Here is a 17,605-nt window from a genome sequence, read left to right as displayed (position 1 = left end):
TATCGTTTCGCGCGCATCAAAGAAAAAGCCCGCCGAATGGCGGGCTTTCGAGAGCGGCGGAGAACCGGATCAGCGCAACTGGTTCGCCAGCAAGGCCATGATCTGGCGGGCCGGGCCGGTCGAGTCGATGTTGCCGCTGGCGTCGACGATGGCGATGCGCGTCTGGTCCTGCGTCAGCGCCTTGACGTTGACGAGGTACTGTTTCGCGGTCTTTTCCTTCTTGCCGTGGAACAGCTGGCTCCAGAAGCCCTGCTCGGCCGCGGTCAGGTCCTTCGGATCGACGTAGCTGACGTAATAGAGCCCCTTGGTGCGATCGCGATCGTCGACCGTGAAATTGGCGCGATCGAGCGCGAGCCCGACACGCAGCCAGGAACGGTCATAGGGCTCGCCGAGCGTGAGCTCCGACGGCACGTCGGGCACGTCGCCGCTGACGACGCGGCCGGAGGAGCGAGCCGGCGCCGCCGAGTTGGCGACGTTCTGTGCGGCCACCGCCGCTGCCGCTGCATCGCCGCCCTTCTTCGCATCGGCAGGCGCGGCGGCCGGTGCCGCCACGGCTGCAGCCGTGGTACCGCCGGCCTTGGCCCGCGCGTCGTTCTGCGCCAGCACGGCCATCAGGCGCTTCAGGTATTCGGTCTCGAGCGCCGGATCGTTCGGCCGGGTTTCCCACTTGCTCGAATCGTTGTTCGTACCGGTCAGGGCCTCGCGCATGCCCTTCTGGCTGATGAACACGTAGGTGCCGCCATTGGGCGCGGCGTCGAGCCGCGTGCGGTACTTGTTGCGCTCGGCCGTCACGTAGGAATTGCCCATCGCCTTGGTGATCACGCCGCGGATCAGGCCCTGGTTGACCGACGGATGCGTCTCGTTCCAGTCGGTTTCCATCACGCCCTTGTCGCGCTGGTCGATCACGAGCAGGAAACCCTGCTCCTGCCAGAAACGGCGGATCTGCGGCCAGACCGCGGCGGGCGCCTGGTCGTCGATGACGAGCCAGCTCTCGGTGCCGTCGCGTTGCAGGTGCATGCCCGGCGTGACGGGGACCACGGCCGTATCGGACTGCGGCGCGACCTGCTGCGTCTGCTGCAGGCTCGACAGCGAGGTTTCGCCGTTGACCGGCGGCAGCGAACGCTGGTCGGCCGTTTCATCCATCATGTTCGGCGGCACCGCGAGCGACGCCTCCTTGACCCGGGAATCGCTCTTGTAGTCGATTTTCGTGGGCGACGGCGAGCTGCACCCTGCCACGAACGCGCCGGTTGCCAGCACAACCGCAAACCGCTTGGTAAGACGAAGATCAGACATGTTCAGGGAATCCTTCCGGCTTAGAGGCCACGGGCACTTTTCCGTGGATCAACCGCGCATTTTACCGGGCTCGCGCCGTCAAGTGCAAAAAGCAGGCTGTCGTTTATACCGGGGACGACCCGGATAAAGGGAAATCGCGCAGATAGGGCCGAGTTGAGCTGCAGCGCATAACGAAAAAACCCGCATCGGCTTTCACCGATGCGGGTTTTATTCTGGTCGGGGCGAGAGGATTTGAACCTCCGACCACCTGCACCCCATGCAGGGTGAGATTCGGCCCCAATGGCACGGCCGGCGTCGAATTGCCGCGCTCCCTTCCAAAATTATGAGTAATTTTTAGGCATCAATTGGCGCCGGTTTGCCGGCAGCACAGCCTATCTTTTTGGAAGAAATCAGGTCGCGGAAGGGGGTGTCGGCGTGAAGTAGACCATCAACGTGATCGACCCGGCGGCGAACGCGGCCGGCGCCTTGGTCACGGTGAGCGACACCGGACCGGACATCCGCGTCGGACCGAACCCGACGTTCGACGCCATCACATAGCCGACTTGCCCGGCCGAAATCACCGGAAGACCGTCGCAGGTCAACGCATATTCGAATGCTGGCTCCCTCGACCCGTCGATGCCCCCGATGGATACCGTCACGTTCTCCAGCGCGGCACCATCCGGAATCGTCGGGCCTATGAAGATGTCTCCGGCCTGTGGTGCATTCGCAACACTGATCGAAGTACCGAGGGAGCGCGCTCCGGTGGAAGAGCCGGGATCTTGCATGTCGATCGCCGGCATATTGGTGGTGGTCATCAGGAGCTCCGGTTATTTCGACGGCGCCAAGGGCTTCCAGCCGCAATTCTTCGCGCCCGTCTGGTTGTGCTCGAGGATGGCGCGCGCCGTGGCATCGGTCAGCACGTCCGCCTTGTCGAGGTAGATCGGTTTCGTCCAACTGCAGGCCGTGTCGATCACCTTGGTACGAGTTTCCACCTGCACGGGCTGTTGCACCGGCGCCGGGCATCCAGCCAGCACCAGGCTACTTGCGAGTCCAAGAATCCAGCGCATCTTTCACCTCCTCGGTTGTCATGCCGGATACGGCGCTATCGGTTGCGGTGCGCGCCGCCGCGGCGTCACTCCCGGCCTGCGCCGCGGTGGAGTTGGCCTGTGCGTCAGCCGTCTGCTGCTGCACCACCTGCGCGTGCGCCTCGGCCACCTTCTGATCGGCCGCGGCTGTCGTCGCTTTGGCCTGCTGGTGGCGGAACAGGCCGAAGATGATGCCGGCCGCGCCGGCGATCAAACCAATCAGCGCGCCAGCATGCGCGGCAAGGAAGGCGGCGATCATTTACGGCCTCCCTTCGCGGCCAGGTTCCTGAGGCGCTGCCGCTCCGCAATGCGCTTGGCGGGGCTGGCACGCTTCTTTTGGGGCTTAATGCCGCGCTTGCGCTTTTCGCTCTCGTCGTATTCGATCTCGACACGCCTACGTTCGCGCGCGAAGAAGCGTTCGGCGTTGCGGTTGGCGGACATCACGGCAGCGATCGGATGGTCGTCTGCAAGGGTTCGCATATCAGCTCCATTCACCAGTCAGGAAAAGTTCTCTCTCCGCCGCGCGCCGGCGCTTCAGGCCATCGCTCACCACGCCGCCGGCGCGGTTCCAGACGAGGAACTGGTCAGCTGCCGCCGGGCGCGCGCCGGCGTTGAGCATGCGCAGCAGCGTCGACGGCGCGCCGCTCGTCAGCACCACGATGCCGTCCCGACCGGGATCGCCGGCGCGCCGCGCCCGGCCCGGTCCGACGTTGTTCATGATGCTGACCATGGCAGCCTTTTCGTGCGGCGCCAGCACCACGGTGACGGCGCGGTCGACCAGCTCTGCCGCCTGCTCAAGGTTCGCATCGTGGCGCGCGTCGGCGGTGGCCTGCGTCCACGTGGTGCCTTCGCGCACGTCAGGCCCGGTCGAACCCCAGCCGCACGTCCACGGCGCGCCGGAGAGCGCTCGCAGCGCCGGGTCGGCGGGGATCGGCATGCCGCCCAGCACCTGATACCAGATGCCGCGCGCCTGCAGGGCCTTGCCAAGCGGCGAGGCCGGATCCGGATATGCGGTCAGGTAGCAGCTCTCGAAGTGCTGAGACAGCGGGCGGCAGAGGGCGAGCCAATCGAGCCCCGGCCCGCCCGGCGAGGCTTGCTGGATGGGCGTTTCCGGCTGCGATACTTGCATGGGTGTCGCGGGCGGCAAGAGGTCCGGCGGCACCTGGCGCACCGGCGGTTGCGCGAGCTGCACGGCATCCGGATGCGCCGGGGCGCCCGGGGCTACTTGGGGGCTCGCCTCGGGCAATGTGGGCCGCGCCGCCGGGCGCCGGAATAGCGCGAGCACTGCGGCGATCAGATCATTGATCATGACGGCTCACCTCGAGCACGCGGGCAATCATCGTGATCACCAGGCCGATCACCGGGACGATCGTGGCCGGCGCCTTTGGGAAGTAGGTCATCACCCAAGGCGCGATCGACGGCCAGTTGTCCGAGAGGAGGGAGAACAAGTGCGGCATGGCGGCCAAGACAGCGGCGCCGATCGCCAGCAGCCGCATCTCGCTCCACTTCCACGCCTCTTTCCAATCTTCGACGAGACGAATTTTCACTTCGACCACCTCCGGGTATCCTCGCGGCCGCCGGCCGCATTGTTGAGCAAGTAATTGCGGATGTAGCTGACGTCGCTGCTGATATCGCGCAGCTGCTGGTTCGTGTCCGACTTCTGCTGAATCTGCGTCTGCTCGATACGCGTCATCCGATCGTCCTGGGCCTGCGCATGTGCCTCGACCTTGTCGACGCGCGAGATCACCGCGAAATAGGCCAACACGATCGAGATGACGCCGCCCAAGATCGCCATCACGAGCGACTGAACGTTGACCGTCATATCCAGGAACCGCTTACCGCCGCTGGGGGATGTGCTCATGTACAGACCTCAACCGATGAAGACAACGGAATACCGCGGCGAGGCCGAATTCGCGCCAGGCGAGAACACGGACTGGACGCTGATCTGATCGCCCGCAAGAACAGCCGTCGGCGGGCTCGGTTCGATCGTCACGCCGAACTGACCGGCCGGCACAATCGCGCCTGCTACGGCGACGCCGTTCTTGCGAAGGTTGAACGTGAAGGTCTGGCCCGACGCCGGCGCGTTGTCGAAGAACACGACAAGTCGGCGAATGAATCCATCGAGCGGCGCGCACCATCCCTCATTCGTCAGGCCGCCGACACCGCCATTCGCGCCGTAATCGAGCGCAGTGTTTGGCGCCTGCGCGGCCCTCGCTACGCCAGCCAACGGATAGACCGTGTCGAACTTGCCGTAGAACTCGCAGCCCTTCGCAATGCTGTTGCTGCCGGTGAGATTGACCAGTGCAGTCCAGTGAGCGGGATCGTCGATCTGCCACACGACGAGCTTGTTCCCATCCGACCCGTTGAGCTCCTGGAAGCACGTGTTCGCGACGCCGAACGGAGACTCGAACTTGATGTTCGTGAAGTTGTTGTTGAACGAGTGGTCGAGGATGACGGCGCACCAGCCCACGTTGGTGCTCTGGAAATAGCAGTTCGAAAACTGCCCGTTCACCGAGTTGAGCTGATAGAACGTGTGCTGCAACGCGTTGTCGAAGGTGACGTTCGTCCAGCGGAAGTGCGTGTTGTTGCCATCGAGACGAACAACGTTGATCTTCGCGTTGTAGGGATGCGAATTCGAGATATAGGTGGTCTGGGCGTTGATCTCGGCAAACAAGCAGTAGTTGACCTGGAACTGCCCGTCCATCTGGAAGTTGTCGATAGACGAGTCGGAATGCCATGCGCCAAGCGCGATCCCGGCATTTCCAGCCGTCGTCGAGTAGATCCGGATATTCATCACGCGCACGTCGTGCGCATAGGTGCTCGAGGTCGGGTTACCGTCGAGCTTCAGCGAGCTGAGAGTAGCCGGCGTGTTGTTGAACGATACGTCGAGGATATCCAGCGTCTGGCAATAGGTCGTGTCGAGCGTGTTGGCCGTGCCAGCCGTTCCATCGAAATTCAGATTGCGAATCGTGCCGTGCGAATTGAAGCAGTTCTCCGCCATGCTCGGGTAATGCAATCCGCCACCCGTCTGCACGAAAGTGCTCGCCGGTCCCGAGCCGAACAGCACGTGATTCGTCACCTGGGGAATCACGAGGTCGCTATGGACGAACCGTCCCTCGGGAACTTCCCATATCGCGAGGCCGCAGTTCAAGCACGCCTGGATGCGCGCGGTGTTGTCGCCCACGTCGATCCCATCGGCCACTTCGCCGCGGCGCGCGCCGAACTGCATGATCGATACCGTGTCGATCAGCTGCAGTTTCCATCGGCCGCCGTCGTTGGCGACGATGACGGTGCCACCGTTGTCGAGACTCGAAGTGTCGTTCGGATCGAGCTGATATGGGCCGCCTCCGCCGTCGTGCGATCCGTAGTAGCCGGTCGCAAACGCCATCGTGAAGATCAACGACGAGAGCGTGCGCAGCATCGCGATCGAGGTGACGTTCTTGTTCAGACCGGATTTAACGGCCTGAGCCAACGTGGTGCCGTCTGGCAGCCCGATCATGCCCGCGCCGTCCGTGCCAGCCAGGTCATCCGAAGACGCTGACGAGGAGACGACCTGGTCCCAGATCGTCACGTCGAACACGTCCTGCACGACCTGGCGATAAGTCCCGCTACCCCAGATCGTTGCTTGCCCGCGAGAGTCGAGCACAACCGGGTTCGTATTGGGCTCGGTCATGGCCGAGTCCTGATACGTGTCTTTTTTGGTAGTGGTCCCCGGTTCGTAGAATGTGACGGATCCGCCCACCAGAGGCTTTCCGTTCTGATCGATGAACTGGACCCGTCCGTTCGGAAGGATGGATGCCATTGCCGCTCCAAAACAAAAAGGCCGCCCGGAGGCGGCCTATAATCGAAAAACCCCGCACTGGGCGGGGTTCGGGGTACTTCATGAAAACCGTTAAATGGCTATTGAAAGTCGCAGCGCTCGTTCTGGTGATCGTTACCGGCGCCTGGTTTCCCTTGAGCATCTACACCATCGTGTGCGACGGCGACGAAACAAATTGGGTATGGCGCTGGCTCTACGAAATCGTCAAACCTATCGACCTTTTTTTGAGTTCGCGCGCATAGCATCAAGCAATCGGTTTGCATCGCCCTGAAGGCGAGTGGCAGCCGCGCCCTGGGCCAGCTTGTTGCCTGCCCAGCTGCCAGCCGAGCCGCCGAGCGTTGCGCCCGCCGGGCCGCCCACCGCTCCTCCAATCCCACCGCCGATAGACGTTGCAACTTTCTGCGCATGGCGCTCGAACAGGCTACCTTTCGCAAGGCGCTGCGTCTGAAGCCCGGCCCCCTCGTAGGAATGCACGCCCGGCATGATCTGGCCGGCATAGTTGAGAGCGTGAAAGCGCTGGATCTCATCCGGCGGAAACGTCTCGAGGATCTTCTGCCCCACCACCGAATTGAGCGTCTTGTTCGCGCTGTTCTGGTTCCACACGCCCGACTTCCCCGCGCCCTGCTCGTACACCTCGCGCGCGAGCGCTCCGGACATTTCGTCGCGCGCCGCCGCGGCCTGCTGCTGCAGCTCGACAGGAACGGCGGGAATGCCTTCTGGGGCACCACTGATGCGGCCGCGCGATAGATCGTCGAGCGTGTTGTAGATATGCCGCCACTGATCCAAGGGCATGTTGTTCAGGCGCGCGGGAATCTGCTCGAGCGCCGCTCCGGTTTTCACCCCGTTCGGATCGGCATCCCCGAACGCCTGTCGAAAACCGCGCGCGCCGGTGATCGTCTGCTGTGCCTGGTGGAGCGCGTCACCCATTTTGTAGGCATCCGAGCCAGCGGCCGCGGCAATGTCCTGATCGATCGCTCGGTTGATCGCGCCGAGCGTCCTGGCGTTTCCGTCGTTCCAGTCTGCGTTGTTGGACTTGCGCACCGCATCCCACGCCGCGACACTGCCAGGCGCCGTTGTTTCGCCGGTGATCGGATCGCGGAATCCTGTCGAGCGCGCGAGATCGATCAGTCGCGAGATCCCGGAAATCACCCGGCTGTTACCACTTCGTTCCGCTTCAGCAAGAAACTGGGGATCGGACAGCAGGTCATCGACATGCGTTGATCGGATCGGGTTGCCGCCAGACTCGATCCGCGCCTGGTCGTAGATCTGGTTCTTCGCCTGCTGGAAATAGTCGTTCAGGCTGTCGGGCCCGAAGAAGGCGTCGTTGATGACCTGGCCGCGTTGCTCGTTATTGATCAGGTTCGGGTTCGCTCCCGTCGCAGCAATGCGGTCCTGCGCATAGTTCGACAGCGCCTGTTGCTCGCGCGCGATCTGCGCGCGCAGTGCGACCTGCTCGGGCGTATTGTCGGAGCTGCGCGAAAGCGTGTATTCGCTGCGCAGTGCGTCCTCGTTGCCGGTGATCACGCCGGTGCGCACCGCGTCGTTCTCCGGACCCAGCACCTCGTTGGCGATCTGTGCGCGAACCGCCTGCTCAGCCGGAGACACGTCTCCGGAACCTTTGACCACCTTCACCTGCGGGAATGCCGAACTCCCGCCGCGGGCAGCTTCTTCGCCCGTCAGCTGGCCGGCATACGGGTTGAGATCGGTCTGTGCCGCGCCAACGCCGCGGAGCGAGGAGGCCTGAGTATTCGCGGTGGCGCCTGTCGGCGCCGCCGTCGAGGTGTTGCCCTGCGAGTCCGTATAGAAGATCGACCCGGGCTGCGCCTCGGGCGCGGCCGAGGCAGCGCCGCCGCCGGGCGCGGCGCCAGGCTGCGGCATGCTCGGCTCGACGCGTGCCGCGGCCGGAGTCTCGGCCGCCGGCGCGCCGGCAGCCAGCGCGCGATCGATGCCTGCAGCCGCACCACGGGCGCCCGCGAAACCCGCGCCGCCCCCCACAGCGCCGGCCAGCATCTGCACGAGCGGGTTCGCACCGGCCTGCGCCGCCGCTTGGCTGGACATCGCGCCCGTCGCGCCACCGATGATCTGAGAGCCAGGCGCCGCGGCCAATTCGGTGCCGATCGCCCGGATGATCGGGTTCGCCACATCGGCAACAAGGGTGCCAGCTTTCGCGAGCGGCCCGGCGCCGGCCATGCCGGCCGCACCGGCATTGATGACGCGCTCGAGGGCGTTCTGCGGCGCCGGCGTGATGGCATCGGTGGCGCCCCGGATCGCGTCGCCGGGATTGTGGAGGTGTGCACCGAACAGCGTATTGATCGTCGCGTTCAGCGGCGCGCCGAACAGATCTACCGCATCGGCAATCCCGTGCCCGGCCGCGCGCGCCGTCAGGCCAAGTTGACGGCCGAGCTCGCCGCCAGGCCAGGATGCGGCGGCCGCTGGCGGTGCCGAAGAATCCGGCGCAGACGCGGCAGCCGCCGGCGCCGCGGCGGCTGCCTTCGACGACATCACGCTGTTTGCCATGGCGAGCAGCGGATCATCACCCGGTGCTGCGGCCGGCCCGGGCGCCGTCGGCGAGCTGGTCTGCGGCGTGGCCCCCGTAGCTGCCGGTTGAGCTGGCGCCGCGGCTGCAACCGGCTTGCCCGACATCACGCCGCTCGCCATGTCCAGAAGCGGATCACCACTCGAACCGGACGATGCGGGTGCACCGGAAAATCCCGGGGATGCTGGGGCCGCGCCTGGGGATGCCGGGTTGATCTGCTGCCCCGTCGGCGAGATAACCGGCGCCGCGCCCTGCTGGGCCGGCGTCAGTTCCGAAGCGCTCGCGCTGCCGGACAGCGCGGATGCGATCGCGCTCCCGAACTTCCTCACCATATCGACAGCGCCGGACAGCTTGCTCGCATACTTCGAATCCTCGGCGTAGCCGCCGGACTGGAGCGCCTTGCCATAGGCCGCCGCATCCGAGCCGGTGCCGAGCGCATCCTGGTAGCGGCCGGTGATCAGGTTCGCGAAGTCGCTCCCGAAGGCGGCCGGCGTGGCATACGCTCGATACTGGTCCGTGCTGCCCGTCTGGTTGTCGGTCGCCGCGACCCCGGCGCCCTTGATGTTGCCGAGGTTGTTGGTGCCGGGGACCAGCGACTTCCCCCACCCCGTTTCGAGGCCCCACTGGCCGAGCAGCACGTCCGGCGAGACCCCGATGCGCTGGCCGACGGCGGCGGCCACCGGTGCGTATTGCTGGACGAAACCGAGAATGTCGGCCATCAGAATGCCCCCAGCGCTTTCATGGCCTGATAGTCCTGCACCCAAGACTGCAGCTTGCCCTCGGCCTGCAGCTTCTGCATGGCTGCCTGCTGGGCTTGCGGATCAGGCAGCGAGCGGATGTAGGACACATCCGGATTGAACGCCTGGTTCCACTTTGCCTCGAACTGCGGCAGCTGGCTGGTGTTGTTACCGTTCTGGCCGAGGAAGGTGGTGGCCGCCTGCTGGCGGTCGAGCAGCGCCTGTTGCAGGCCGCGCGCGTGCGCGATCGACTCCTGCAGGGCCGGCAGGTTCATGTTGCTCGGGTCGGGCTGACCAGCCTTGGCCGCGGCCACGCGCGCATCGCTGCCCGACAGGCCGAGCGACTGCGCCGCCTGGTCTGCCGCGCTGTTCAGGTAGCTCGTCAGCAACTGGTAGTCCTTCACGCTGTCGCCCGTCACCTTGCTGCCGAGCCCGACGGCGTTCGCCAGCGTCTGCACGACGCCGCCGGCGCTCGCGATCGGGGCGGCACCCTTCCCTGCCGTGATGGCGCCATTCAGAGCTTGGCTCGCGAGATCGTAGGTCTGCATCATCGGCTTGGCCTGCGCCGCGGCCGTCTGCAGCGTGTTGTAGCGGGTCGCCGCGCCCGAGGCGATGTCGCCGGCGCCGAGCGGCGCGCCGGTGGCGTAGCCGCCGCCCGGCTGCTGCGGAACCTGGCCGCCCGCCATCTGCCCTTTCGTGTACGTCGTAGGCTGGCCGTTCTGGTTGATCGTGATGCCTTGCGAAAGCGCGTCGCTCGGCGAGAGTCCGTTCTGCACGGTGTATCCGACCGTGCCGACGCCGCCGCCGGCCGCGAGCGGGTTCTGGTTGACGGCCACCGTGGCCGGGCCGGTGTTGATCTGCGCGTACTTCGGCATCATTGCATTGAGCTGCGTCTCGCCATTCAGCGCGGACATGTAATGCTGCTGCACCCACCCGCGCAACGCTTGCGGATCCTGCGGCATGGACTGCAATTCCGCCTGATACACCTGCGGCGTGATCGCGCCGGCCTGCAGCTGCGTGCCAGCGAAGTTGATGACGTCGTTCGGCGAAAGATCCGGCTTCGCGAGCAGGCTGCCCAAGCCCTGCCGCAAACCCGACTGCGCTTTGATCGATTGCTCGAGCTGTCCGGTCTGAAGCGTGGTCTGCGCCTGCTGGTTGTCGATCAGGCTTTTCGTCAGCGCCGGGAGGTTGTACGCGCCAGCCGGATTCGCTGCAAGGTCACCTTTCACGGCGTTCCAGTCGGTCGCTCCTTGGGGGTCCGTATGTGCCTGGATCGCTTGCGACACAGCCTGGTTCGCGCCGATCTGCTGCTGCAGCGCATTGCCTTGCGCGTTCGCCATCCGAAACTGCGCAGCCTGGAGAGCCGTCTGCAGCGGGTTGCTGGCTGGCGCCTTCGCTTGGAGCGGGATCGAGGTATCGAGTGCCATTCGTATCTCCCTTAACTACCCGCCGGGGTCCAGCCCGGAATGCCGATAGCGCCGGTCGAGCCATTGCCGCCGGCATTGTTGGTGAGCAGTCCATAGGTCAGCGCGTTGCTTCCGATACCGCTGAGCGCATTGGTCAGTGCGTTCGACGAGCCGACCGTCCCCGAGGCGATCGCATTGGCCCCGCTCGTCAGCGTGTTGCCGATATTGCCCGCCGTCGCCGCGCCCAGCGACCCGTTCGTCGCAGCCGCGTTCTGGCCGCTGTTGACGAGTCCCGTCAGGCGATTGACGTTGTTCGCCGCCGTGTTGTAGTTCGTGTTGAACACCCCCTGCGCCGTGCCGAAATTGGCGTTGTAGGCGCTCAGCGCGCGATTGAACACGTCGTTATAGGTCGAGTCGGCCAGGCCGGTCGCATAGTTCGAGGCACCCTTGAGCGCCGCGCCGGAGGTGCCGAGGCCACGCGCCGCGGCACTGTTCTGGACCGACTTCAGGCCCTGCCCCAACGTGAACTGATAGCCCGGCGTGGCCTGAGCCTGCGCCGCCGTCGGCGCCGTGAAGGCTCCGTAGCTGAACGTCTGCTGCAGCGGATTGTTGGGGTTCGTGCCGTTGAACGAATAGGAGCCGTCCCCGTTCTGCGTGACGTTGTAGCCCATCGCGGCCAGCAGCGGACTGATGGCCGACGTGCCCAGCTGCAGATACGGCTTGAGATTGGCCTGGGTCTGCTGCCATTGCTGGTTCTGGAGATCGGCCGCCCGGTTCGCGGCGTCCGCTTGCGTGTCTGCCGCGCTGCTCGCCGCGCTGGAACTCACCGCGGCACCGGCAAGCCCGGTTGCCGCGCCTACACCGATTGCTGCTGCGACCATATCGATCCCCTCACAGCCATTTTTCGAACGTCATTTCGACCGGCTCGAAGTCGAGATGGCGAAACAGCGCGCTGGCATCGTGCGCCACCTTGCAGCCCACTGCCCAGCGCTTCACGCCACGTCGACGCAGCGCCTGCTCCACGAATCGGAACATCTGCGCACCGATCATCGCGCCGCGACGCGTCTGCTCCACGAAGAAGATGTCGGGAGTGCAGGTCAAGCATGAGCGGTAATGGAGCGCCGGCGCAACGAAACCGACGAAGTAGGCGACGATCGCGCCCTCGCTGCGGCCGATCACCATCAGCAGCGTGCCGTCGGCCTCGCGCGCGCGATACGCCTCGACCTGCGGCTCGAGCGGCACGCCATGGTCCTTGTGCGTGGAGATCTCGCCGTAATGCTCATGCAGCAGCGGCAGCATTTCCCCATAGACCTCGGAAAAGCGCTCGATGTTGAACGTGATCATGCGAACCTCAGATCCATGATGAGGTGGATTCGATCGTCGGCGCTGTTGTTCGTCACCTCGTGCTCGATCGCGTTCTGGAACCACCAAATCTCGCCCTGGCGCATCCACACCTGTTCGTCGCCGCACCTGAACACGTTCCCGGGCTCGGACTGGAGCACCAGGTGATAGCGGTCCCAATAGGAGGCATGCCAGTGCGAGTCGGCATGCGGGAAAATGCGGCCGCCAGCCTTCACGCGGTTGATCATGCAACGGCCGAGCCGCGTCGCGCCCAGCGCCGTAACGAGCGCCATGATGTGCGCGCGCGCCTCTGGCAACGCGTCGATCTCCGGCCGCCACGGGCATTCATGCAGATCGTGGCCAGCGAGGCGGTTCTGCTGGTACAGCTCGAGATCCGCCTCGGTCTCGACCGGCACATGATCCTGAAAGCGCAGGTAGACGGTGTCCGTTTCCCCGAACGGCCCCTGTGGGAACTTCCGGAGAAAGTCATCGGCCAGCCAGAGTTCAGGCTTGCGATACAGAGCGTTGAGCAGCGGCACGACGTTCGCGCCTTCGGCAATCTTCTGGAAGTTGCGCATGTCAGCTCCCCGAAGTCTCGTAGACGCCGCCGGCGGCCGTCACCGCCGTTGCGGTGCCAGCAAGGGCCTGGAGCGACGAGCCCGGCGCGAGCTGCAGGCCAATAGTCTGCGGCGGCACATAGGACTGACCGGCCGAAAGCGAGAAGGCGGACAGGATCGTATTCGCCGCGCCAGCAACGCCGCCGCTCGGCACCACGTAGAGCGTCACCGGAACCGGGCTGCCCGTCGTGTTGGTCAGCGAGAAATTATTGACGGTGGCCGTAGTGCTCGACGGCGCGGTGTAGAGCGGCGCCGCGGCCGTTCCCAACTGCGCGGGCGGGATAGCCTTCGGAATTCGTTGCATGGTTACCTCGGGATGATGGTGAGGGTGGGCGCCGTGGCATATGTGATCGTCACGGCGTCGCCGGTGTTCATTTCGATGAGCTGGCCCCCCGTGGCGACCGCGAGGGCGAGCAGCAGCGATCCGCGCGCATAGGACACGGTATTGATCACTCCGCCCGTGATATGTAAGGCCTGGCGCGACGTCGCCACGTACTTGAACGGTGAAGCGGTCGGCGTCAGCGATGCGGCTGACTGCGCGCCGCCCGAATCGCCAGCCGGCGGGAAAACCATCTCGGCGAGGGCATCGGTGATCGGCATCACACCCTCGCAAAGGTCATGTCGGCCATCGAGTCGATGCCGGATGGAGTCGCGAAAATCTGCTCAGCGAGGCCGCTCGGCGCCGTCTGCGCGAACACCTCGCCGAAGCCAGGAATCGACTGCTGCAACACCGCGATCGCGGCGAATGCCTGCCCAAGGGCCGTGCTCAACTGCGCGACCTGAGCGCCGATATCCACTGGCACGGGGATGTCGGTTTCCAGGCTCAGGATGTCGCCGATCGTGATCTGCCCATCACCACCCGATTGGTCGCCGGTGCGACGGAACAACTGCAGCAAGAACATCCACCACACGGGATTGACGCGCCCGGTACCATCGATGAACGGCACGTTCGGCGGCGGGATATTGGCGTTGAGCGATGGAGAGTTGTTCGGCGTGCTCATGTGCGTGCCCTCGAAACATCGATCCAGGCTCCATTCAAGGCGGTCGCGATCGGCTCGGACCATGACAGTTCGAACACGCGATCACGCGCGTAGCCGAGCCGCTGATACTGGATCGAAGTGCGGAATTCACCGCGGCGTCCCATCGAGGCCGTGACGCGATTGCCCCACGTCGCACCGCGGTCATCGGACCATCGCAGGCTCAGCAGCGGATCCCTGGTGCCGTCCGGCATGCCGGAGCCGACCTGCATGTCCGCGATGAACTGCCGGAACAGCACGCGGTTGCCGTCCGAGCCAGCGAGGTGCGGGAAAGACCGGATGCGCTGGATCGGCTGCCCGTTGTCGGTATATGCGTTCGGATCGAGCGCATAGACGGCGCCCGTCTGCCAGTCGCCCACCAGGTTCCTGCCGGCATTGACGGAATGGCAGTTCATGCGGTGTCGCGCGAGCGTACCGTCCGGCATCAAGAACGCGCGCTGGTGCCACTGCTCGGTGGTGATGTCGTAGCCCCACGTCTTGTTGGCCGTCGGGAACGTCAGCATGTAGAAGGCGTGGCCGTTCTGCATGTAGGAGAAGCCGATCGCGTCGTTGATCGCCGCGTAGCCGCTCATCTCCTGCTCGAGCGCGTGAGTCGAGATGCGCACGGCCTCGTAATTCCGGCCGGCGAACACCACGGCCTGCCCCTGCAGGTCTTTGCCGAGCCAGAACAGCGCCAGGTCGATCTTCGCGACCGAGTGCTTTGCAGCGCATCCATGCTCGATATAGACGCCAGGCAGGCGGCCGAACGTGAAATCCGAGGCGCCGGTGTTGTACCAGACCTCGGTGGTCACCTCTCCGAACAGCCAGATCTCGCGATGCATGACGGCGTGCGTCACCAGGTTGTCCGAGTATGTCGACTTCGATGCGATATCGAGCGAGTCGAACGTGATATCGGCATAACGCGAGATATAGAACTGCTGCGTGCCGGGCTTGTTGAACACGAAATACCCGTCGACGTAATCGACCTTGTCGGCGCCGTAGAACGCTGGATCCGTGCACTGTGCAAGCGTATTCGTCGACATGTCGATCGTGAAGCCCGTAGGCGTCCCGTCCACGATGAAGACGTGGAACGTGTTGTCGACCATCGACACCGGGCCGCTGATGGAATTCAGTGTCCCGAGCTTTTTGTAAGTGTTCCCGGCGTCCACGTAGTAGACCGTCGAGCCCGCCACCTCGTAGCGCTTGCCGGTTGTCGCGGTATAGATCCCACGCGACTCGCCCGGCACCGGCGGCCTCGAAACAAGCGTGAGGCCCGGCGTCGGGTAGTAGGTGAACGGAACCGGTGCGTCCTTCGGGTTCTGCTCGCCGAACAGATTGACGCATCGCTGCGCCTCGGCGATCAGGCTCTTCGTGGCGTAGGCGCCAAGGGTGAGAGGCACACGCATCAGTAGGGCCGATCCGAGTAGATGTTGTAGCGCTGCTTCGACATCAGGCCCCGCGGCATGCGCATCGACTGGATCTGCACATTCATGCGCTTCACCACCCGTTTCGCGTTCATCGCGAGACGCACAAGCGCCGCCGTCGGTTCGAGCTGGTACGACGGCGCGGCATAGCAGGCGAGACCGTAGCGGATCGCGGCCATGTACTCGGGCGGCAGATTAACGTCATCCGCCGGAGTCGCGAACTGCGGCAGCTGCTGCAGCGTCACGATGTGCAGTTCGAACGTGTTGTTCGGGACCGGATACATGATCAGGTTGCCGAGCGGCCACGCTGAGTCGTAGAACGCGAACGACGGGAAGGAGGCGAGCTGCTTGAGCGCAATGCGCGCATATTCCTCACGCGCCTTGATGATGGTGAGGTCGTAGTCGATCGGATTGGCGGTGCCGTTGCTCAGGCGCGCGTAGGCAGCGTTGATCGTGTAGACCCAAGGCACGTTGAAATCGCCGCCCACGCCCACCGTGTACGACTGCGCGCCCGTCGACTGGATGGCCGTGTCGACCAGGTGGTAGACGCTCAGGCGCTCGCCCTGCCACTGGCCGAGCATCATGTTGAGCGTCGCCAGCGCATCCATCGTATCCTCGGGCGAGATCGGTTGCCCCACCCCGAGCGCGCCGATATCCTTCAGCGCGAGCGTGATCAGGTCCACCGCGGTGGTCACGCCGCCTCCAACGCGTTCCGGATCTTCGCGTTCGACCAGCGCTTGTCGACCTTCAGGCCTTTCTCGCCGGCGATCTGGAGCAGCGCTGCGCGCTCGTCGACTTCGCTCGAATCAGGCCGTGAATCCGGAAGCGAGTCACGAATCGCCACGCACATCTGCTCGAGCGTGGGCTCGAGCGCGGCCTCTTCTTCGGCCGAATGGACGATCTGGCCGCCCACCCACTTCGGATAGTCGAGGAAGCCGGCTTGCTTCTCGCGCGGCACGGGCTTCGCGCGCTCCGGCTTCTTCCAGCCCTTGCCGAGCGCGATGAATGCGTCGTCGGTTTCGACCAGGCGCGATTCGCCAGCGTCGTTCGTCACCCACATCGGGAATTCTTGGAACATGGTCCCTCCAGAAAGAAAAACCCCCGCCGAAGCGGGGGTCGATTGCGACAGCAGCGCGCCCATCAGCGCAGAATCCGGCACGCAAGCTCCGGATAGATCGCCGACCAGCCATACAGCACGTCGATCCGGCAAGGCACGGTGTCCGAGCCGATCGCATACTGGCGCGCGATGCGCATGGAGATGCCCTTGTGGACGCGGCGAGCGCCCCACGCACCGAACTTGTTGACATCCTCCAGGTCGGCCGTAGCCAGCGTGAAGGCGTTGCGGTGGTAGGCCAGATTGGCGCTGTACTGCGTCGACGCGGCGACATCCCACGTCAACGGCGCCGCGTTCGCCGGGCCGGCCGTGACGGTCTGGTACTGCTGGTTCGACGCGGCGGTGTTGATGGGCGGGAAGATCGACAGCGTGGCGTTGCCCGAGCCGTCGGCCGTGGCCGCCGCCAGCACGGTGAACTGCCGGAGGTAGCCGACCGACTGGCGGTTCTGCGGGTTCACCGCGAAGACGCCGCCGAGCGTGAAGGTGTCGCCCTTCGCGACCGTCCCGCCAGCGCCCAGGCCCGTCACCACCAGGCTATTGCCGGTCTGGCCGGCACCCGACACCGTGGCGTTCGTGCGCGTGCCCGTGGTGAACACGTTGACGTTCTGGTCCATGCCGATATCCAGACCCAGGCTTGCGGGCCTGAAGATGCCGCTTTCATACTGCTCGCCGATCGCCGGGCCCGGGTTGAACAGGCCGGCCGCCGACTTGACCATCGACGCATTGGTGGTGGGATCCCACACCGCCTGACGCATGCCGTCGCGCGGTGCGGCCTCGTTGTCGAGCTTCGCACCGGCGTTGAGCAGCACCGAGATATCGTTCGGCACGGTGCCGGCCGTCCCGACATTGTTCGCCACGTTCGCGGCCAGGCCGAGACCGTCGAAGTCGATCTTGTTGGCGATGGTCGCCATGGCCGGCTTGAGATAGCGGTCCGCGAACTCGTCCACGATCAGCGTGAGCTCCTGCGAGCTGAAAGTGAAGTCGACGTGGAACTGCGTCGTCAGGGTGACCGGCACCGAGTTTTCGTTCACGCCCTCGATGTTCAGGTTCGGGCCGGTGGTACCGACGAACCGATTCGGCTTGCGCGCGTTGACCGTTGCGCCGACCTTCGCGCCGGACTGAGCGAACTCGTCCGAGTAGTCGCGATTCGAGCGCGACGTGAACGCCAGGTTGTTCTCGAGAATCATCAGCGACTCGTCGAGGATCTTCACCGGAGTGAGAAGATTGTTTGCCATTT

At 64.9% G+C, this 17,605-nt stretch carries 22 protein-coding genes; 1 reads left to right on the top strand and 21 read right to left on the bottom strand.

Annotated elements, in window-relative coordinates; genetic code table 11:
- Window positions 1–69: 69 nt before the first annotated feature.
- The 9 genes from bamC to BM43_RS31955 form a co-directional block, all read right to left on the bottom strand.
- Window positions 70–1,293, bottom strand: a complete 1,224-nt coding sequence (gene bamC, locus BM43_RS32000; RefSeq protein WP_036051770.1) for an outer membrane protein assembly factor BamC — start codon at window positions 1,291–1,293, stop codon at window positions 70–72.
- Window positions 1,294–1,682: 389 nt separating this feature from the next.
- Window positions 1,683–2,087, bottom strand: coding sequence for a hypothetical protein (locus BM43_RS31990; RefSeq protein WP_036051771.1), 405 nt, complete (start codon window positions 2,085–2,087; stop codon window positions 1,683–1,685).
- A 12-nt stretch (window positions 2,088–2,099) separates the two neighbouring features.
- Entirely contained in the window at window positions 2,100–2,339 is a 240-nt protein-coding gene (locus BM43_RS31985) for a hypothetical protein (RefSeq protein WP_036051772.1), read from the bottom strand.
- Window positions 2,311–2,616, bottom strand: coding sequence for a hypothetical protein (locus BM43_RS31980; RefSeq protein ID WP_042283636.1), 306 nt, complete (start codon window positions 2,614–2,616; stop codon window positions 2,311–2,313). Before BM43_RS31980 ends, BM43_RS31985 begins: the two co-directional genes overlap by 29 nt.
- The gene (locus tag BM43_RS31975; RefSeq protein WP_036051773.1) at window positions 2,613–2,837 is read right to left on the bottom strand and encodes a hypothetical protein; all 225 of its coding nucleotides are present in this window, start codon (window positions 2,835–2,837) and stop codon (window positions 2,613–2,615) included. Before BM43_RS31975 ends, BM43_RS31980 begins: the two co-directional genes overlap by 4 nt.
- Before the next feature lies 1 nt (window position 2,838).
- Entirely contained in the window at window positions 2,839–3,666 is an 828-nt protein-coding gene (locus BM43_RS31970; protein WP_036051775.1) for a lysozyme, read from the bottom strand.
- A complete protein-coding gene (locus BM43_RS31965) occupies window positions 3,656–3,913 on the bottom strand; it encodes a DUF7940 domain-containing protein (RefSeq protein ID WP_230676282.1) in 258 nt (85 codons plus the stop codon). The genes BM43_RS31970 and BM43_RS31965 overlap by 11 nt, the downstream gene beginning before the upstream one ends.
- Window positions 3,901–4,218 (bottom strand): hypothetical protein, encoded by a 318-nt coding sequence (locus tag BM43_RS31960; protein ID WP_124083820.1) that lies wholly within the window; start codon window positions 4,216–4,218, stop codon window positions 3,901–3,903. Before BM43_RS31960 ends, BM43_RS31965 begins: the two co-directional genes overlap by 13 nt.
- Before the next feature lie 9 nt (window positions 4,219–4,227).
- On the bottom strand, window positions 4,228–6,159 hold the full coding sequence (locus tag BM43_RS31955) for a transporter (protein WP_144417711.1): 1,932 nt from the start codon (window positions 6,157–6,159) through the stop codon (window positions 4,228–4,230).
- Window positions 6,160–6,239: 80 nt separating this feature from the next.
- Here BM43_RS31955 and BM43_RS40955 point away from each other — a divergent pair, with 80 nt between their 5' ends.
- Window positions 6,240–6,419, top strand: coding sequence for a hypothetical protein (locus tag BM43_RS40955; protein WP_124083818.1), 180 nt, complete (start codon window positions 6,240–6,242; stop codon window positions 6,417–6,419).
- Here BM43_RS40955 and BM43_RS37690 read toward each other — a convergent pair.
- The 12 genes from BM43_RS37690 to BM43_RS31890 are packed head-to-tail and all read right to left on the bottom strand — an operon-like array spanning window position 6,388 to window position 17,603.
- The gene (locus tag BM43_RS37690; RefSeq protein WP_052409081.1) at window positions 6,388–9,432 is read right to left on the bottom strand and encodes a glucosaminidase domain-containing protein; all 3,045 of its coding nucleotides are present in this window, start codon (window positions 9,430–9,432) and stop codon (window positions 6,388–6,390) included. The two genes, BM43_RS40955 and BM43_RS37690, sit on opposite strands and share 32 nt — an antisense overlap.
- A complete protein-coding gene (locus tag BM43_RS37685; protein ID WP_036051778.1) occupies window positions 9,432–10,877 on the bottom strand; it encodes a hypothetical protein in 1,446 nt (481 codons plus the stop codon). Before BM43_RS37685 ends, BM43_RS37690 begins: the two co-directional genes overlap by 1 nt.
- Before the next feature lie 11 nt (window positions 10,878–10,888).
- Entirely contained in the window at window positions 10,889–11,737 is an 849-nt protein-coding gene (locus BM43_RS31935) for a hypothetical protein (protein WP_144417710.1), read from the bottom strand.
- A gap of 10 nt (window positions 11,738–11,747) precedes the next feature.
- Window positions 11,748–12,200: a GNAT family N-acetyltransferase gene (locus BM43_RS31930; protein WP_036051780.1), complete on the bottom strand. Its 453-nt coding sequence runs from the start codon at window positions 12,198–12,200 to the stop codon at window positions 11,748–11,750.
- On the bottom strand, window positions 12,197–12,775 hold the full coding sequence (locus BM43_RS31925) for an aspartyl/asparaginyl beta-hydroxylase domain-containing protein (RefSeq protein WP_036051781.1): 579 nt from the start codon (window positions 12,773–12,775) through the stop codon (window positions 12,197–12,199). Before BM43_RS31925 ends, BM43_RS31930 begins: the two co-directional genes overlap by 4 nt.
- Before the next feature lies 1 nt (window position 12,776).
- Entirely contained in the window at window positions 12,777–13,118 is a 342-nt protein-coding gene (locus tag BM43_RS31920) for a hypothetical protein (protein ID WP_036051782.1), read from the bottom strand.
- 2 nt (window positions 13,119–13,120) lie between these two features.
- Window positions 13,121–13,414: a hypothetical protein gene (locus BM43_RS31915; RefSeq protein ID WP_036051783.1), complete on the bottom strand. Its 294-nt coding sequence runs from the start codon at window positions 13,412–13,414 to the stop codon at window positions 13,121–13,123.
- On the bottom strand, window positions 13,414–13,815 hold the full coding sequence (locus BM43_RS31910) for a hypothetical protein (RefSeq protein ID WP_036051784.1): 402 nt from the start codon (window positions 13,813–13,815) through the stop codon (window positions 13,414–13,416). Before BM43_RS31910 ends, BM43_RS31915 begins: the two co-directional genes overlap by 1 nt.
- Entirely contained in the window at window positions 13,812–15,236 is a 1,425-nt protein-coding gene (locus BM43_RS31905) for a hypothetical protein (protein WP_036051785.1), read from the bottom strand. Before BM43_RS31905 ends, BM43_RS31910 begins: the two co-directional genes overlap by 4 nt.
- Entirely contained in the window at window positions 15,236–15,949 is a 714-nt protein-coding gene (locus BM43_RS31900; protein ID WP_036051786.1) for a packaged DNA stabilization gp4 family protein, read from the bottom strand. Before BM43_RS31900 ends, BM43_RS31905 begins: the two co-directional genes overlap by 1 nt.
- A complete protein-coding gene (locus BM43_RS31895) occupies window positions 15,946–16,395 on the bottom strand; it encodes a hypothetical protein (RefSeq protein ID WP_144417709.1) in 450 nt (149 codons plus the stop codon). Before BM43_RS31895 ends, BM43_RS31900 begins: the two co-directional genes overlap by 4 nt.
- On the bottom strand, window positions 16,395–17,603 hold the full coding sequence (locus BM43_RS31890; protein WP_036051788.1) for a P22 phage major capsid protein family protein: 1,209 nt from the start codon (window positions 17,601–17,603) through the stop codon (window positions 16,395–16,397). Before BM43_RS31890 ends, BM43_RS31895 begins: the two co-directional genes overlap by 1 nt.
- Window positions 17,604–17,605: the final 2 nt, after the last annotated feature.

This window comes from Burkholderia gladioli (assembly GCF_000959725.1).
GTDB lineage: Bacteria > Pseudomonadota > Gammaproteobacteria > Burkholderiales > Burkholderiaceae > Burkholderia > Burkholderia gladioli.
Note: the sequence above shows the minus strand (reverse complement) of the source record. Positions and strands in the feature narration are given on the sequence as shown.

Coding starts and splice junctions, on each gene's coding strand:
- BM43_RS31985 (WP_036051772.1), bottom strand. CDS start 2,339: ATGCGCTGGATTCTTGGACTCGCAAGTAGCCTGGTGCTGGCTGGATGC.
- BM43_RS31975 (WP_036051773.1), bottom strand. CDS start 2,837: ATGCGAACCCTTGCAGACGACCATCCGATCGCTGCCGTGATGTCCGCC.
- bamC (WP_036051770.1), bottom strand. CDS start 1,293: ATGTCTGATCTTCGTCTTACCAAGCGGTTTGCGGTTGTGCTGGCAACC.
- BM43_RS31980 (WP_042283636.1), bottom strand. CDS start 2,616: ATGATCGCCGCCTTCCTTGCCGCGCATGCTGGCGCGCTGATTGGTTTG.
- BM43_RS31960 (WP_124083820.1), bottom strand. CDS start 4,218: ATGAGCACATCCCCCAGCGGCGGTAAGCGGTTCCTGGATATGACGGTC.
- BM43_RS31955 (WP_144417711.1), bottom strand. CDS start 6,159: ATGGCATCCATCCTTCCGAACGGACGGGTCCAGTTCATCGATCAGAAC.
- BM43_RS31935 (WP_144417710.1), bottom strand. CDS start 11,737: ATGGTCGCAGCAGCAATCGGTGTAGGCGCGGCAACCGGGCTTGCCGGT.
- BM43_RS31890 (WP_036051788.1), bottom strand. CDS start 17,603: ATGGCAAACAATCTTCTCACTCCGGTGAAGATCCTCGACGAGTCGCTG.
- BM43_RS31930 (WP_036051780.1), bottom strand. CDS start 12,200: ATGATCACGTTCAACATCGAGCGCTTTTCCGAGGTCTATGGGGAAATG.
- BM43_RS31910 (WP_036051784.1), bottom strand. CDS start 13,815: ATGAGCACGCCGAACAACTCTCCATCGCTCAACGCCAATATCCCGCCG.
- BM43_RS37685 (WP_036051778.1), bottom strand. CDS start 10,877: ATGGCACTCGATACCTCGATCCCGCTCCAAGCGAAGGCGCCAGCCAGC.
- BM43_RS31915 (WP_036051783.1), bottom strand. CDS start 13,414: ATGCCGATCACCGATGCCCTCGCCGAGATGGTTTTCCCGCCGGCTGGC.
- BM43_RS31990 (WP_036051771.1), bottom strand. CDS start 2,087: ATGACCACCACCAATATGCCGGCGATCGACATGCAAGATCCCGGCTCT.
- BM43_RS40955 (WP_124083818.1), top strand. CDS start 6,240: ATGAAAACCGTTAAATGGCTATTGAAAGTCGCAGCGCTCGTTCTGGTG.
- BM43_RS37690 (WP_052409081.1), bottom strand. CDS start 9,432: ATGGCCGACATTCTCGGTTTCGTCCAGCAATACGCACCGGTGGCCGCC.
- BM43_RS31970 (WP_036051775.1), bottom strand. CDS start 3,666: ATGATCAATGATCTGATCGCCGCAGTGCTCGCGCTATTCCGGCGCCCG.
- BM43_RS31895 (WP_144417709.1), bottom strand. CDS start 16,395: ATGGGCGCGCTGCTGTCGCAATCGACCCCCGCTTCGGCGGGGGTTTTT.
- BM43_RS31920 (WP_036051782.1), bottom strand. CDS start 13,118: ATGCAACGAATTCCGAAGGCTATCCCGCCCGCGCAGTTGGGAACGGCC.
- BM43_RS31905 (WP_036051785.1), bottom strand. CDS start 15,236: ATGCGTGTGCCTCTCACCCTTGGCGCCTACGCCACGAAGAGCCTGATC.
- BM43_RS31925 (WP_036051781.1), bottom strand. CDS start 12,775: ATGCGCAACTTCCAGAAGATTGCCGAAGGCGCGAACGTCGTGCCGCTG.